This window comes from Caldimonas sp. (assembly GCF_046291045.1).
GTDB lineage: Bacteria > Pseudomonadota > Gammaproteobacteria > Burkholderiales > Burkholderiaceae_C > Caldimonas.
Genome location: NZ_JBKBSL010000054.1, coordinates 1 through 14,244 on the forward strand (window position 1 = coordinate 1; position 14,244 = coordinate 14,244).

General features: G+C 66.7%; 14 protein-coding genes and 1 pseudogene. 4 read left to right on the plus strand and 11 right to left on the minus strand.

Features of this window, described 5'->3' with window-relative positions; genetic code table 11:
- The 7 genes and pseudogenes from ACK4ZD_RS14375 to ACK4ZD_RS14405 all read right to left on the minus strand — a co-directional run.
- On the minus strand, positions 1 to 341 hold a 341-nt coding region (locus ACK4ZD_RS14375; RefSeq protein WP_409663524.1), incomplete at its 3' end, for an MBL fold metallo-hydrolase.
- A gap of 174 nt (positions 342 to 515) precedes the next feature.
- Positions 516 to 1,226: an FHA domain-containing protein gene (locus tag ACK4ZD_RS14380; RefSeq protein WP_409663527.1), complete on the minus strand. Its 711-nt coding sequence runs from the start codon at positions 1,224 to 1,226 to the stop codon at positions 516 to 518.
- 52 nt (positions 1,227 to 1,278) lie between these two features.
- On the minus strand, positions 1,279 to 2,064 hold the full coding sequence (locus ACK4ZD_RS14385; RefSeq protein ID WP_409663530.1) for a Stp1/IreP family PP2C-type Ser/Thr phosphatase: 786 nt from the start codon (positions 2,062 to 2,064) through the stop codon (positions 1,279 to 1,281).
- A 427-nt stretch (positions 2,065 to 2,491) separates the two neighbouring features.
- Positions 2,492 to 3,223: a TerC family protein gene (locus ACK4ZD_RS14390; protein ID WP_409663533.1), complete on the minus strand. Its 732-nt coding sequence runs from the start codon at positions 3,221 to 3,223 to the stop codon at positions 2,492 to 2,494.
- A gap of 191 nt (positions 3,224 to 3,414) precedes the next feature.
- Entirely contained in the window at positions 3,415 to 4,308 is an 894-nt protein-coding gene (gene sucD / locus ACK4ZD_RS14395) for a succinate--CoA ligase subunit alpha (protein ID WP_409663536.1), read from the minus strand.
- A gap of 18 nt (positions 4,309 to 4,326) precedes the next feature.
- On the minus strand, positions 4,327 to 5,490 hold the full coding sequence (gene sucC, locus ACK4ZD_RS14400; RefSeq protein WP_409663560.1) for an ADP-forming succinate--CoA ligase subunit beta: 1,164 nt from the start codon (positions 5,488 to 5,490) through the stop codon (positions 4,327 to 4,329).
- A gap of 312 nt (positions 5,491 to 5,802) precedes the next feature.
- Positions 5,803 to 6,201 (minus strand): annotated as a pseudogene (locus ACK4ZD_RS14405) (DUF2889 domain-containing protein); the annotation flags it as partial.
- A gap of 252 nt (positions 6,202 to 6,453) precedes the next feature.
- Between ACK4ZD_RS14405 and ACK4ZD_RS14410 the strand changes: the two are divergent.
- Complete coding sequence (locus ACK4ZD_RS14410; RefSeq protein WP_409663539.1) at positions 6,454 to 7,758, plus strand: Glu/Leu/Phe/Val family dehydrogenase; 1,305 nt, start codon at positions 6,454 to 6,456, stop codon at positions 7,756 to 7,758.
- Here the strand turns inward: ACK4ZD_RS14410 and ubiA are convergent, their stop codons facing one another.
- From ubiA to recG, 4 genes are all read right to left on the minus strand, one after another.
- Positions 7,759 to 8,631, minus strand: coding sequence for a 4-hydroxybenzoate octaprenyltransferase (gene ubiA, locus ACK4ZD_RS14415; protein ID WP_409663542.1), 873 nt, complete (start codon positions 8,629 to 8,631; stop codon positions 7,759 to 7,761).
- Positions 8,632 to 8,639: 8 nt separating this feature from the next.
- Positions 8,640 to 9,140, minus strand: a complete 501-nt coding sequence (locus ACK4ZD_RS14420; protein ID WP_409663545.1) for a Dps family protein — start codon at positions 9,138 to 9,140, stop codon at positions 8,640 to 8,642.
- Positions 9,141 to 9,171: 31 nt separating this feature from the next.
- Positions 9,172 to 10,095 (minus strand): LysR substrate-binding domain-containing protein, encoded by a 924-nt coding sequence (locus tag ACK4ZD_RS14425; RefSeq protein ID WP_409663547.1) that lies wholly within the window; start codon positions 10,093 to 10,095, stop codon positions 9,172 to 9,174.
- An 87-nt stretch (positions 10,096 to 10,182) separates the two neighbouring features.
- Positions 10,183 to 12,240, minus strand: a complete 2,058-nt coding sequence (gene recG, locus ACK4ZD_RS14430; protein WP_409663550.1) for an ATP-dependent DNA helicase RecG — start codon at positions 12,238 to 12,240, stop codon at positions 10,183 to 10,185.
- Between the two features lie 118 nt (positions 12,241 to 12,358).
- Between recG and ACK4ZD_RS14435 the strand changes: the two genes are divergently transcribed.
- From ACK4ZD_RS14435 to ACK4ZD_RS14445, 3 genes are all read left to right on the plus strand, one after another.
- Positions 12,359 to 12,946 carry a BglII/BstYI family type II restriction endonuclease gene (locus ACK4ZD_RS14435; RefSeq protein ID WP_409663552.1) on the plus strand — a complete coding sequence of 196 codons (588 nt, stop codon included), beginning with the start codon at positions 12,359 to 12,361 and terminating at the stop codon, positions 12,944 to 12,946.
- Positions 12,933 to 13,634, plus strand: coding sequence for an MT-A70 family methyltransferase (locus ACK4ZD_RS14440; RefSeq protein ID WP_409663555.1), 702 nt, complete (start codon positions 12,933 to 12,935; stop codon positions 13,632 to 13,634). The genes ACK4ZD_RS14435 and ACK4ZD_RS14440 overlap by 14 nt, the downstream gene beginning before the upstream one ends.
- Positions 13,635 to 13,682: 48 nt before the next feature.
- A partial coding sequence (locus ACK4ZD_RS14445) for an S-adenosylmethionine:tRNA ribosyltransferase-isomerase (protein WP_409663557.1) occupies positions 13,683 to 14,244 on the plus strand: 562 nt, incomplete at its 3' end.

Sequence of the window (14,244 nt, forward strand, 5' to 3'; positions counted from 1 at the left end):
CGCAGCACCGGGGCCTCGGCCGAGGGCAGGCGGCTGAAGTCGGGCCAGATCACGTCGTTGAGGACATGGCAGCGCATCGCCTCGATCGTGGCCGGCAGTGCGTGCACGGTGACGGGCCGGTCGCGCCGGCCGATGACGCTGTCGGCCAGCAGCGCGATGGACACGATGTGGTCCAGGTGGGAGTGGCTGACCAAAATGTGGTCGATGCGGGCCAGTTCGTCCAGGCTCAGATCGCCCACGCCCGTGCCGGCATCGACGAGCAGGTCGTCATCGAGCAGGAAGGCCGTGGTCTTGCAACCGGCGGCGATCGCGCCGGAGCAGCCCAGGACGCGAATCTTCATGGCGGTCGGGCGTGGCGGGTGTCGGTGGACCGTGCGGGCATGGAGGGTCACTGTGCCGCAGCTTGGCTCGGCAGTGTGCCAACAAACCCCTGCCGATAGGACGAAGGGGCCGCGCGATGGGCACGGCCGGCGTGAGCTTGTTCACGCCGCGCCCGGGTTCGTCAAGCGCAGCGGTCAGCTCTGCACGAACTGCATCTGGGTGCCGGCCAGTTCGATGATGTCGCCGTTCTTCAGGTGCACAGGGTCGTTGCCGACGGCCAGCCCGTTGACGGTGGGTTTCATCGCGCCTTCGACATGGGCGAAGACGTAGCCGCCGGGCCGCTTGGTGATGGAGGCCACCTGGACGCCCGGCTTGCCGACCGTCGTGACCACCTTGGTGAGGCTGACCTCACGCCCCGCGGCCGCGCCGTTGAGCACCTTGATGGTGGCCGTGGGCACCGCGGCGCCCAGGCCGCCAAAGCCCGAAGGCGCCCCCAGGCCGCCAAAGCCCGAGGCCGCGCCGCCCGCCAGCGGCGAGACGGGGGTCGCGCCGCCCAGCGGGGCGCCGGGGGCAAAGCCGCCCGGCTTCATGACCATGGTCTTTTCGTAATCGGGCGCGTCTTCGGTGAGGTACTTGATCTTGTACTTGCCGATCTCGACGGTGTCGTTGTTCGACAGGAGCTGCTTCTTGATCGCCTTGCCGTTGACGTAGGTGCCGTTGGTGCTGTTGAGGTCTTCGATGAAGACGTCGGCGCCTACCATCTGCAGCACTGCGTGCTCGCCGCTGACGGCCAGGTTGTCGATGACGATGTCGTTGTAGGGCCGGCGCCCGAGGGTGGTTTTGTCCTTGGTGAGCTGGACTTCCTTGATCACCACGCCGTCGAGTGACACCACGAGTTTCGCCATGCTGGACCTCTAGTCTCTAGTCGGATTGTCTCTTGCGGATCTGCCGTGCCCGTCAACGCCTGAAGGGCCACCACGAACGCCCCGCCGCGGCGGGTGCGCCCACGGCGCGCACCAAGATGACGGCTATGTTATCCCTTCCGCCTGCAGCATTCGCAGCGGCCACCAGGGCGGTGCCCGCTTCGGACAAGTCGTTGGTGGACTGCAACACTGCAGCGATCTCGTCATCGCCGATCATGTCGGACAAGCCGTCGGAACACAGCAGGATGAGGTCGCCGGGCTGCAGGTCGTGCAAGTGGGTTTCCAGCAGCACACTGTCTTCCACGCCCACCGCCCGGGTCACGAGGTTTTTGTTGGATGAATATGCGGCCTGCTCGGGGGTGATCAGGCCGGCGTCGAGCTGCTCTTGCAGCAAGGAATGATCCTTGGTGATTTGCGCGAGCTTGCCGCCACGCAGACGGTAGGCTCGCGAGTCGCCGATGTGGCCCACGAGCAGACGCCCCTCGCGCAAGACGCACACCACCAGGGTGGTGCCCATGCCGGCGTACTGCGGGTTGGAGTTGGCCGCGTTGTAGATGGCGCGGTTGGCGTTTTCCACGCAGATGTCCATCGCGCGGCGCACGTCGGCGTCACTGGCCTGTGCGGAAGCCTCGGTGAGCCAGCGCCCCAGCTCGGACTTGATGAAGGCCGTGGCCATGCCGCTGGCGATCTCGCCGGCGTTGTAGCCGCCCATGCCATCGGCCAGCACAGCCAGGGCGGCCTGCTCATCGACAGCCACCGAGTCCTCGTTGTTGTCGCGCGCGCGCCCAGGGTCGGTGAGGCTAAAGAACTCGAAGGACATGGTGCTCGTCTGCACGGTGCCGGAAGGGGGGCTAAGCATCGCCGAGGGCCCCGGCGGACAGGGACACGCCGCGCCTGCCGGGTTCTGCGCCCGGATTGTGCCGTGATTTGTAACGAAGCTGCGGGGCCCCCACCCCTGGACACGGGGGGGATGCACGGACTGGCTCGGCGGCCGGCCGCGCGGCAGGTCGGAGGCGGCCCTCCTCCCGCGTGCTTGCCGAGCTCCCGACATTGAGGTGGACCATGCAGTAGGCAGTGAACGCCGGATGGCGCAGGTTGTGGGCTGGACCCGTGACGTCCTTTGGACTGCGCTACGACGGCGGGCTGTTGCACGTTAGCAGAGCGCCCCCCGCAAAACAAGGCGGGGGGACGCATCGATCCCCCCGCTGGCGGTTGCAGATGTTGCCGGTCGTTGCGAGTGCGCCCGCTCAGGCCGTGGGGGCGGTCTGCGCGCGCTGGCGCGCCACCCACTTGCCCACGGCCAGCACCAGCAGCGCGCCGGCCAGGCCCATCGCGTATTTCACGACGGTGTCCTGCGGGAGCTTGGGCATCCAGGTCCAGTCTGCGGGGTTGGCCACCGCCGGATCGCCCAGGGCCATGGTGCCGGCGATCCAGCCCAGCAGCATGCCGCCCAGGGTGATGATGACGGGGAAGCGGTCCATGAGCTTGATGACGAGCTGGCTGCCCCAGACGATGATGGGAATGGACACCAGCAGGCCGAAGATCACCAGGCCCATGGTGTGTCCGCCACCGGCGCTTTCGGCCGCGCCGGCGATGGCGATGACGTTGTCGATGCTCATGACCAGGTCGGCCATGATGATGGTCTTGATCGCGCCGAGCAGACGGTCGCTGCTCTCGATATTGGCGTGGTCGCCCTCGTCATCGGGGGCCAGCAGCTTGACGCCGATCCACACCAGCAGGGCCGCACCGACCAGCTTGATGAACGGGATTTGCAGCAGCGTGAGGGCAAAGAAGATGAAGATCACCCGCAGGCCGATGGCGCCGGCCGTGCCCCAGAGAATGCCGGCGGTGCGCTGCTTGGCGGGCAGCCGGCGGCAGGCCAGGGCGATGACGACGGCATTGTCGCCGCCGAGCAGGATGTCGATCATGATGATCTGACCGACGGCGATCCAGAATTCTGGAGTCGTGAAGGCATCCATGTGGTGGTGTCCTATGGATTTTGGGATGGGTACTGCATCCGCGCCTAGCCCGGCGCGCAGTTGGCCGCTAGTGTAGGGCCGCGTCCGAGGGCACCGCTGCGCGGAACTACGTAGCCGCCGCGGCAGGCGCGCAGCCTGAACAACCGCTGAAGGCCGCCCGAGGCGGCCTTCGTCCGCGGACTGGGTCGCGCTTACAGGATGGACTTGAGCAGCTTGCCCATCTCGGAGGGGTTGCGCGTGACCTTGAAGCCGCATTCCTCCATGATGGCGAGCTTGGCGTCAGCGGTGTCGGCCCCGCCGGAGATCAGTGCGCCGGCATGGCCCATGCGCTTGCCCGCAGGCGCGGTGACGCCGGCGATGAAGCCCACGACAGGCTTCTTCATGTGGGCCTTGCACCAGCGCGCCGCCTCGGCCTCGTCGGGACCACCGATCTCGCCGATCATGATCACGGCGTCGGTGTCGGGGTCGTCGTTGAACATCTTCATCACGTCGATGTGCTTGAGGCCGTTGATCGGGTCGCCGCCGATGCCCACCGCCGAGCTCTGGCCCAGGCCCAGCTCGGTGAGCTGCGCCACGGCCTCGTAGGTGAGCGTGCCCGAGCGCGAGACCACGCCGATGCGGCCTTTGCGATGGATGTGGCCGGGCATGATGCCGATCTTGATCTCATCCGGCGTGATCAGGCCGGGGCAGTTGGGGCCCAGCAGCAGGGTCTTCTTGCCGCCGGCGGCCTCCTTGGCCTTCATCTTGTTGCGCACCATCAGCATGTCGCGCACGGGGATGCCCTCGGTGATGCACACCACGAGATCCAGGTCGGCCTCGACGGCTTCCCAGATCGCGGCGGCCGCGCCCGCCGGCGGCACGTAGATCACGGAGACGGTCGCGCCGGTGGCGGCCCGGGCCTCCTGGACGGTGGCGTAGATGGGGATGTCGCTGAACTTCTCGCCGGCCTTCTTGGGGTTCACGCCCGCCACGAAGGCGTTCTTGCCGTTGGCATAGGCCTGGCAGCCCAGGGTGTGGAACTGGCCGGTCTTGCCGGTGATGCCCTGGGTGATGACCTTGGTGTCCTTGTTGATCAGGATGCTCATGTTCGTTTCCTTCAGGGCTCAGGCTTGGACGGCGGCGACGACCTTCTGCGCGGCCTCGGCCATGGTGTCGGCGGAGATGATGGGCAGGCCGGAGTCGGCCAGCATCTTCTTGCCCAGATCCTCGTTGGTGCCCTTCATGCGCACGACCAGCGGCACGGACAGGTTCACGGCCTTGCAGGCGGTGATCACGCCCTCGGCGATGGTGTCGCAGCGCATGATGCCGCCGAAGATGTTGACCAGGATGGCCTTCACGTTGGGGTTCTTCAGCATGATCTTGAAGGCCTCGGTGACCTTCTCGGCCGTGGCGCCACCGCCCACGTCGAGGAAGTTGGCCGGCTCGCCACCGAACAGCTTGATGGTGTCCATCGTGGCCATGGCCAGGCCGGCACCGTTGACCAGGCAGCCGATGTTGCCGTCCAGGCTGATGTAGGCCAGGTCGAACTTGGAGGCCTCGACTTCGGAGGGATCCTCCTCGTCCAGGTCACGATAGGCGACGATCTCGGGATGACGGAACAGCGCGTTGGCGTCGAAGTTGAACTTGGCGTCCAGCGCGATCAGGTTGCCCTTGGAGTCGCAGTTCAGCGGGTTGATCTCGACCAGCGAGGCGTCAGTCTCCATGTAGCACTTGTAGAGCTTCTGGAAGAGCTCGACGCCCTGCTCGACGGTGGCGCCGGCAAAGCCGATCGCAGTGGCCACCTTGCGGGCCTGCTCAGTCGTGAGGCCCACGAGCGGGTCGATGTACTCGGTGACGATCTTCTCGGGCGTGCGGTGGGCGACTTCCTCGATGTCCATGCCGCCCTCGCTGGAGGCGATCAGCGCGACCTTCTGCGTGCCGCGGTCGGTCACCAGCGAGACGTAGTATTCCTTCTGGATGTCGGCGCCTTCCTCGATGTACAGGCGGCGCACCTTCTGACCTTCGGGGCCGGTCTGGTGCGTCACGAGCTGCATGCCCAGGATCTTCTCGGCCAAGGCCTTGACCTCGTCGAGCGTCTTGGCGACCTTCACGCCCCCGCCCTTGCCACGTCCGCCGGCGTGGATCTGGGCCTTCACCACCCAGACCGGGCCGCCCAGCTTCTGGGCCGCCTCGATGGCTTCCTGCACGGTGAAGGCGGGAATGCCGCGCGGCACCGGCACACCGAAGTTGCGCAAGATTTCCTTGCCTTGGTACTCGTGGATCTTCATGGTGTGTCTCTCTACTTGGAGGTCTGGGGGGTGAGAGGGGGGGTGAGGGGGCCGGCGGGGGGGGGGGGCGCCCGCGCCCCCCCCCGGGGGTGGGGGGGCGCCCCCGGGGGGGGTGGGGGGGGGGGGGGGGGGGGGGGGGGGGCCGGCGGCGGACGCGCCCGCCCGGTACCAGCGCGGGTAATAGGTGCGCACCGCTTCGCCGTCGGCGCGCAAGGCATGGCAGCGGTCGATCTGGAAGGGCTGCCGGTCGGTCTGGGCCTGCCCGCTTTCCTGGGTGTCGAGTACCTCGCCAGCAAAGGCCTGCACCACCGCCGTGGGCAGCACCTGGGCCATCTCGGTCAGATGGGTGCACCCCTGGATGCCGCCCAGCCGTTCCTTGACGTTCTGGCGGAAGCGTTGCATCAGGTTCAAACCGACGAGACGCTCATAGGCATCGCCGTAGGCATCGCAATGACCTGGGTAGGGCATCCAGTCGGTCCGCGCACCGGCAGCCAGGATGTTCATCTGCTCGTCGATCACCAGACGCAGCGTCATGTCGTGCACCGGATCACCGGCCCGGCGCACACCGCCGGCCAGAGGGTAGTCGCGTGCCTTGACATCGACCAGCCGCGCCTCGACCTCCCACCGCCCTTGGCCACAGGCGTACACCGCCACGTCGATGCTGCGGCGGTGCTTGAGCTGGCGCTCGGGGTGGGCCGGAGGCAAAGCCATGCGCGGGAAGTTTCAGACGGTTTCGGCGAGCCCAACACTTTAGCATGCTGCGCCGCATCAAAAGACGGGCATTGTGCGACAGGCGAACGTTCGCCACCCCTCCATGAGACGGCCTCGGGCAGGCCATGCAAAGCTTGCATGAGCGAGGATGTCACTTTCGCGACGCGGCGCACTACAGTGCGTGGCACGGCGGGCCGGGGGTCACGAGCCCCTGGTGCAGCCCCCCCTTCCGGTCCACTGTAGGAACACAGCATGAGCCACGCCTCCTCTTCCACGCCCACGTCGTTGTCGGGCCTGTCGTACGTCCACCCCACCCCCACCAGCCCCTGGGGCACTTACCTGGCCCAGGTGGACCGCGTGATTCCCTACCTGGGTTCGCTGGCGCGCTGGGCCGAGACGCTCAAGCATCCCAAGCGCACGCTCATCGTCGACATCCCCATCGAGATGGACGACGGCACGGTGCGCCACTTCGAAGGCTATCGCGTGCAGCACAATCTCTCGCGGGGCCCCGGCAAGGGCGGGGTGCGCTACCACCCGGCCGTCACGCTGGAGGAGGTGATGGCGCTGGCGGCCTGGATGACGGTCAAGAACGCCGCCGTCAACTTGCCTTATGGCGGGGCCAAGGGCGGCATCCGCGTGGACCCCAAGCAACTGTCGATGAAGGAGCTGGAGAAGCTCACGCGACGCTACACCAGCGAGATCGGCATCATCATCGGCCCGCAGCAGGACATTCCGGCCCCGGACGTGAACACCAACGCCCAGATCATGGCCTGGATGATGGACACCTACTCGATGAACGTGGGGGCCACGGCCACCGGCGTGGTCACGGGCAAGCCCATCCACCTGGGCGGCTCGCTGGGCCGCGTGAAGGCCACCGGACGCGGCGTGTTCGTGACCGGCCGAGAGGCCGCCCGCCGCCTGGGGCTGAACCTGGACGGCGCGCGCGTGGCGGTGCAGGGCTTCGGCAACGTGGGCTCGGCTGCGGCCGAGCTGTTCGCCGGCGCCGGCGCGAAGATCGTGGCGGTACAGGACCACAGCGGCACGATCTTCAACCCCCACGGCTTCGACATGCACGATCTGATGGCCACCTTGCACCGCGACGGCGGCGTGGGCGCCTTCACCGGCGGCGAACGCATCGACAACGAGGCTTTCTGGAGCGTGGACTGCGACATCCTGATCCCCGCCGCGCTGGAAGGCCAGATCACGCCGGCCCGCGCCGACCGCATCAAGGCCCGGCTGGTGCTCGAAGGGGCCAACGGCCCCACCCTGCCCGAGGCCGACGACGTGCTGACCGAGCGCGGCGTGCTCGTCGTGCCCGATGTGATTTGCAACGCCGGCGGCGTGACGGTGAGCTACTTCGAGTGGGTGCAGGACTTCTCGAGCTTCTTCTGGACCGAGGACGAGATCAACGTGCGCCTGGACAAGATCATGGTCGATGCGCTGCGCAAGATCTGGGACACCGCCGACCGCCTGAAGATCTCGCTGCGCACGGCCACCTTCGCGGTGGCCTGCGAGCGCATCCTGATGGCTCGCCAGGAGCGGGGCTTGTACCCCTGATCAGCGCAGCCAGGGGTCGATCACCAGCCCGAGGAACACCGCCAGACCTACCCAGTGGTTCTGGCGGAAGGCGAGAAAGCAGCCCTCGCGGCTGCGGTCGCGGATCAGGGTGTAGTGCCAGACGATCTGGGCCAGGGCAGCGGTCAGGCCCAGCAGCAGTCCGGCCCGGTAGCCCTGTTGCCAGCACAGCACGCCCCAGGTGGCCAGGTACAAACCGTACAGCCCCATCACGGCGCACACGTCGAAGCGGCCGAAGGTGATGGCCGAGGTGCGGATGCCGATCCTCAGGTCGTCGTCGCGGTCGACCATGGCGTATTCGGTGTCGTAGGCCACGACCCAGAAGAGGTTGCCCACCAGCAGCGCCCACGCCAAAGGCGGCACGCTGCCGGTGACGGCCGCAAAGGCCATCGGGATGCCGAAGCTGAAGGCCACGCCCAGGACCGCCTGCGGCATCGAGAAGAAGCGCTTGGTGAAAGGGTAGACGATGGCCACCGCCAGCGCGGCAAACGACCAGGCAATGGTGGCAGCATTGGTGGTGAGCACCAGCACGAAGGCCGCCAGGGCCAGCACTGCACCGACCATGAGCGCCTCGCGCACCGAGACGGCGCCGGTGGTGACAGGACGCTGGGCCGTGCGTTGGACATGCCGGTCGAAGTCGCGGTCAGCCACGTCATTGACGGCGCAGCCGGCCGAACGCATCAGGAAGGTGCCAGCGGTGAACACGAGCAGCAAGTGCCAGCCCGGAAAGCCCTTGGCGGCGATCCACAACGCGGCCAGCGTGGGCCACAGCAGCAGCAGCGACCCGACGGGTTTGTCCCAGCGGATCAGCTGCAGGTACAGATCGAGGCGGGAGGGGACGAGCGCGGTGTTCACATGCCGGATTATTCCAGGAGGCTGCGCAGCATCCAGGCCGTCTTCTCATGGATGTCCAGACGCTGGGTGAGCAGGTCGGCGCTGGGCTCGTCGCCGGCCTTGTCCACCAGCGGGAAGATGCCGCGGGCAGTGCGAGCCACGGCCTCGTGCCCTTCGACCAGGATGCGGATCATTTCCTCGGCCTTGGGCGGGTCGGCCGGCACGTCGGGCACGCTGCTGGCCTTGGCGAAATGGGCATGCGAGGCCATGGCCGTGAACCCCAGGGCACGGATGCGCTCGGCAATCGGGTCGACCGCGTTCCACAGCTCGGTGTACTGCTCCATGAACATGGAGTGCAGCGTGTTGAACATCGGCCCGGTGACGTTCCAGTGGAAATTGTGGGTGGTGAGGTACAAGGTGTAGGTGTCAGCCAGCAGCTTGTTCAGTCCGGCGGCGATGGCGGCACGGTCCTTCTCGGAGATGCCGATGTTCACTGGCAGGCGGGTGGGCGAGGTTTTGCTCTTGGCCATGGGAGACGCTCCTTGAGGGGTGGGAATGGAATCACTCGGACAGCTTGTGCACGCCGGCCAGCTCGCAGGCATAGATGGCGTTGCGCAGCGCGGCGATGGCCTCGTAGCGGGTGAAGGTGCGCCGCCACACCAGCACCACGCGGCGCGTGGGCGCCGGCGGCGTGAAGGGGATGTAGGCGACATGAGCCTGGGGTTCGCGCGGCACGCTGAGCTGGGGCACGACCGTCAAGCCCATGCCGGACGCCACCATGTGCTTGATGGTCTCGAGCGAGGAGCCTTCGAAGCTCTTGCGGATGCCCTCGGCATCGCTGGAAAAGCGCGCGAACTCGGGGCAGACCTCGAGCACGTGGTCGCGAAAGCAGTGGCCGGTGCCCAGCAGCAGCATGGTCTCGCGCTTGAGTTCCTCGGAGGCGATGTGCTCGCGCGAAGCCAGCGGGTGGGTGCGCGGCACGGCCACCAGGAAGGGCTCGTCATACAGCGCAGCGACCGCCAGGCCGGCGTCCGGAAAAGGCTCGGCCAAAATGGCGCAGTCCAGCTCGCCGGTGCGCAGCATCTCCAGCAACTTGATCGTGAAGTTCTCATGCAGCATCAGCGGCATCTGCGGCACGCGCTCGATCGCGCTGCGCACCAGGTCGGGCAGCAGATACGGGCCGATGGTATAGATCACGCCGAGCTTGAGCGGGCCGTTGAGAGGATCCTTGCCGCGTTTGGCGATTTCCTTGATCGCAGCGGCCTGGTCCAGCACGGCCTGGGCCTGGCGCACGATGTCCTCGCCCAGCGGCGTGACGCTCACCTCGCTGGCGCCGCGCTCGAAGATCTTGACGTCGAGCTCGTCCTCGAGCTTCTTGATCGCCACGCTCAACGTGGGCTGAGAGACGAAGCAAGCCTCGGCCGCGCGGCCGAAATGCTTCTCGCGCGCGACGGCGACGATGTAACGCAGTTCGGTCAGGGTCATCGCGGGTGCCTCCGGCTGTCGAAGGAAAAAGCTATCGGGCCCATGCTGCGATTGTGCGCCGGTTGACCGTCCATGGATAGCCTGGGGCTATGCCTTGAGGTATTCGGACTTGGTGCCCAGCCATCGAGCGATGTGCGCCCGCGCGGCGGTGGGGTGGCGATCGAGCAGGGTCGGCGCGATGCGCCGGGCAGCCTGCAGCCAATGCCAATCTTGAGACAGGTCGGCAAAGCGCAGCATCGGCGCACCAGACTGGCGCGCGCCCATGAACTCGCCGGGCCCCCGGATCTCGAGGTCGCGCCGGGCGATCTCGAAGCCGTCGGTGGTCTCGGCCATGGCCTTCAGGCGGGCCTTGCCGGTGTCCGACAGCGGCCCGGTGTAGAGCAACACGCACACGCTGGCCACCGCACCGCGGCCGACGCGCCCTCGCAACTGGTGCAGCTGGCTCAGGCCGAAGCGCTCGGCGTGCTCGATCACCATCAGGCTGGCGTTGGGCACGTCCACGCCCACCTCGATGACGGTGGTGGCCACGAGCAGCTTCATCTCGCCGCTGGCAAACAGCGACATCACTGCGGCCTTCTCGGCGGCCGGCATGCGCCCGTGCAGCAGCCCCACCAGCGTGCCGGGCAGGGCCTCGCAGAGCTGTCGGTGGGTCTCGGTAGCGTTGCGCAGGTCCAGCGCCTCGCTCTCCTCGATCAGCGGACACACCCAGTACACCTGCCGCCCTTGCGCCACCTCGGTGCGGATCTTGTCGATCACGGCATCGCGTTTGCCGTCGGCGAATACCTTGGTGACGATGGGCGAGCGCCCGGGCGGCAGCTCGTCGATGGTGCTCACATCGAGGTCGGCGTAGTAGCTCATCGCCAGCGTGCGCGGGATGGGCGTGGCGCTCATCATCAAGAGGTGAGGTTCGAGCGCCTGACCCTGGAGCTTGTGGCGCAATGCCAGGCGCTGGGCGACGCCGAAGCGGTGCTGCTCGTCGATCACCGCCAGCCCGAGCTTGGCGAATTCGACGGGCTCTTGGATCACCGCATGCGTGCCCACCACGAGCTGGGCCTCGCCCGAGGCCACGCGGGCTACCGCCTCGCGTCGCGCCTTGCCCTTGAGGCTGCCTGTGAGCCAGGCCACGCCCACGCCCAGGGGTTCGAGCCAATCGACCAGTTTGCGGAAATGCTGCTCGGCCAGGATCTCGGTGGGCGCCATCAGCGCGCATTGCCAGCCGGCATCGACGGCGATCGCCGCGGCCAGTGCGGCCACCACGGTCTTGCCCGAACCGACATCCCCCTGCAACAGGCGGTGCATGGGCTGCTCGCGCGCGATGTCGTGGGCGATCTCCTCCACCACCCGCCGCTGGGCGCCGGTCAATGCAAAGGGCAGCGCGGCCAGCAGGCGCTCGTGCAAACCGCCTCGCCGGGCGGGCAGCGCCGGCGAGCGCAGGCGCTCGCGCTCGCGCTGGGCTTGCAACTGCGAAAGCTGCTGCGCGAGCAGCTCCTCGAACTTCAGACGCTGCCAGGCCGGGTGGCTGCGGTCTTCCAGTGCAGCCAGCGGTGCGCGCGGCGGCGGATGGTGCAGGAAGTGCAGGGCCTCGCGCAGGGGCGGCAGTCCGTCCGGGACGAGCTCGGCCGGCAGGATCTCGCCCAGGTCCGCTCGGCCCAGGCCGCTGGCCACGGCTTTGCGCAGGTAGGCCTGGGGCAAGCTGGCGCTGGTGGGATAGACGGGCGTGAGCGTGGCCGCCAGCGGCGTGTCCTCGCTCACGGCCTTGACGCTGGGATGGACCATCTCGCGACCCAGGAAGCCACCCCGCAGCTCGCCGCGGGCGCGCACGCGCCGGCCCACGGCCAGGGTCTTCTGATGATTGGGGTAAAAGCTGAAGAAGCGCAGCAGCACCGTGTCGCTGCCGTCGTCGAGCGTGACCTGGAGTTGCCGCCGCGGGCGCAGCACGACCTCGCTGCGCGTGACCAGACCCTCGACCTGTACCACGTCGCCGTCGCGCGCCTCGGCCAGGCGGGTCAGCCGGGTCTCGTCCTCGTAGCGCAGCGGCAGGTGCAGCGCCAGGTCGATGTCGCGCACCAGGCCCAGTTTTTCCAGGGCTTTCTGGGGGGCGGACTTTTCTCGGGCCTGTCCATGTGAAGGCTGGGGCACGCTCATTCTTGAACCTCGACTTTGCGGCATCGCGTAGCAAGCCTCTGCGCGAGTCGGCTTCGCGCGACAATGCCGCACGCTTTGCTTGTGCTAACCCCAAGAATACTGTACAAAGATCCAGCCCATGGGCACAGACTTGCTTCCTGCATTCATCACTGCGCACTACGAGGTTCACGAGTGGAAACACGCTTGTGCCATTCTGAAGTACGACTTTCCCCAAGAGTGGACGGACATATGCGACGCATTGACAGGATTTCGGCTACGCCGGTCTTGGATCGCGGAAGCTGGTGGTCGCAAGTCCAAGGTGGCTGATGCCATCGATCGAGCGCTGCATGAACGGGGGTGGAGAGAGAAGCAGTTCGCGACCGAGATTCTGGTGGATGGTGCTCGCAACGTCTCGCCCACCCACAAAGTCGATTGCTTCAAGAATCGTGTTGCGCTTGAGATTGAATGGAACAACAAGGATCCTTTCTTCGATCGTGATCTCAACAACTTCCGTCTGTTGTTTGATCTGCGAGCGGTGAGTGTGGGGGTCATCGTGACACGTTGCGACGACCTGCAGTCCATATTTGATCAACTCGGTCGAGGTCAGAGCTATGGTTCATCCACCACACACATGTCCAAACTTCTGCCACGCATCAATGGCGGCAGCGGGGGCGGGTGCCCTCTTTTGGTGTTCGGCATAAAAAAGGAACTCTATGTTGCAGACTGATGCTTCTCGCGCCGAAAACAGCGTCGTTTTGCCCTCGGATGACTTTGAGTCGCGTTTGAGTGGCAAGACGTTTTCGACTGTCTTGGCCGACCCGCCTTGGCAGTTTCAGAACCGGACCGGCAAAGTCGCTCCCGAGCACCGACGCCTGAGCCGCTATCCAACTATGGATCTCGACGCCATCAAGGCCTTGCCTGTCGCTTCGGTATGCGCAGACACTGCCCACCTCTACCTTTGGGTGCCCAATGCACTCTTGCCAGAGGGGCTTGCGGTACTTCAGGCATGGGGCTTCCAATACAAGACGAATCTCGTTTGGCACAAGATTCGTAAGGACGGCGGGTCTGACGGACGTGGTGTCGGCTTCTATTTCCGCAATGTCACCGAGTTGCTGCTTTTCGGGGTCCGAGGGAAGAACGCCCGCACCCTTGCCCCGGGGCGCAGCCAGGTCAATATGATCGAGACCCGCAAGCGCGAGCATTCACGCAAGCCCGACGAAACCTACGATCTCATCGAAGCCTGCAGTCCCGGTCCCTATCTTGAGTTGTTTGCGCGCGGCCCTCGGACAGGTTGGACGGTTTGGGGTAACCAGTCAGAAGAGTACTTCCCAGGCTGGGACACCTACGCCAACCACTCGCAGTCACATCGGCGAGAGCTTCACGCTACTTGCTCTGTTGAGGCGTCCTTGTTCTGACGTCTCGATGTTCACCGTTGGCACGGGTCGGTCTGGCCCTCAACCACCATGCCCCACACCTACACCCTGAGCGACTTCGACTTCGCTCTCCCCCCGGAACTCATCGCCCAGCATCCCGCGCCCGAGCGCAGCGCCTCGCGCTTGCTCGACGGCCGCGCCTGGCCCCCGGCGGACCGCATCTTCCGCGAGCTGCCGGCGCTGCTGAACCCCGGCGACCTGCTGGTCTTCAACGACACCCGCGTGATCAAGGCCCGACTCTACGGCGCCAAGGCCAGCGGTGGTGCGGTCGAGGCCCTGGTCGAACGGGTGTTGCCCGGCCACGAGGTCTGGGCCCACCTGCGCGCGAGCAAGTCGCCCAAGGCGGGCAGCATCGTGCGCTTCGCTGAGACCTTCGATGCCGAGGTGCTGGGCCGCGGTGGCCCGGACGACGGGCTCTTCCACCTGCGCTTCCCCGAGGACCCGCTCGTGCTGCTCGAGCGCCACGGCCATGTGCCGCTGCCGCCCTACATCACGCATGCCGACAGCGAGGACGACGCACGCCGCTACCAAACGGTGTTCGCCGCCAAGCCCGGGGCCGTGGCGGCCCCCACCGCGGCGCTGCACTTCGATG

What these genes read in the sequence shown, in the direction of transcription:
- ACK4ZD_RS14380 (WP_409663527.1), bottom strand. Translation starts at nt 1,226, where the DNA reads ATGGCGAAACTCGTGGTGTCACTCGACGGCGTGGTGATCAAGGAAGTC.
- ACK4ZD_RS14385 (WP_409663530.1), bottom strand. Translation starts at nt 2,064, where the DNA reads ATGTCCTTCGAGTTCTTTAGCCTCACCGACCCTGGGCGCGCGCGCGAC.
- ACK4ZD_RS14390 (WP_409663533.1), bottom strand. Translation starts at nt 3,223, where the DNA reads ATGGATGCCTTCACGACTCCAGAATTCTGGATCGCCGTCGGTCAGATC.
- sucD (WP_409663536.1), bottom strand. Translation starts at nt 4,308, where the DNA reads ATGAGCATCCTGATCAACAAGGACACCAAGGTCATCACCCAGGGCATC.
- sucC (WP_409663560.1), bottom strand. Translation starts at nt 5,490, where the DNA reads ATGAAGATCCACGAGTACCAAGGCAAGGAAATCTTGCGCAACTTCGGT.
- ACK4ZD_RS14410 (WP_409663539.1), top strand. Translation starts at nt 6,454, where the DNA reads ATGAGCCACGCCTCCTCTTCCACGCCCACGTCGTTGTCGGGCCTGTCG.
- ACK4ZD_RS14420 (WP_409663545.1), bottom strand. Translation starts at nt 9,140, where the DNA reads ATGGCCAAGAGCAAAACCTCGCCCACCCGCCTGCCAGTGAACATCGGC.
- ACK4ZD_RS14425 (WP_409663547.1), bottom strand. Translation starts at nt 10,095, where the DNA reads ATGACCCTGACCGAACTGCGTTACATCGTCGCCGTCGCGCGCGAGAAG.
- recG (WP_409663550.1), bottom strand. Translation starts at nt 12,240, where the DNA reads ATGAGCGTGCCCCAGCCTTCACATGGACAGGCCCGAGAAAAGTCCGCC.
- ACK4ZD_RS14435 (WP_409663552.1), top strand. Translation starts at nt 12,359, where the DNA reads ATGGGCACAGACTTGCTTCCTGCATTCATCACTGCGCACTACGAGGTT.
- ACK4ZD_RS14440 (WP_409663555.1), top strand. Translation starts at nt 12,933, where the DNA reads ATGTTGCAGACTGATGCTTCTCGCGCCGAAAACAGCGTCGTTTTGCCC.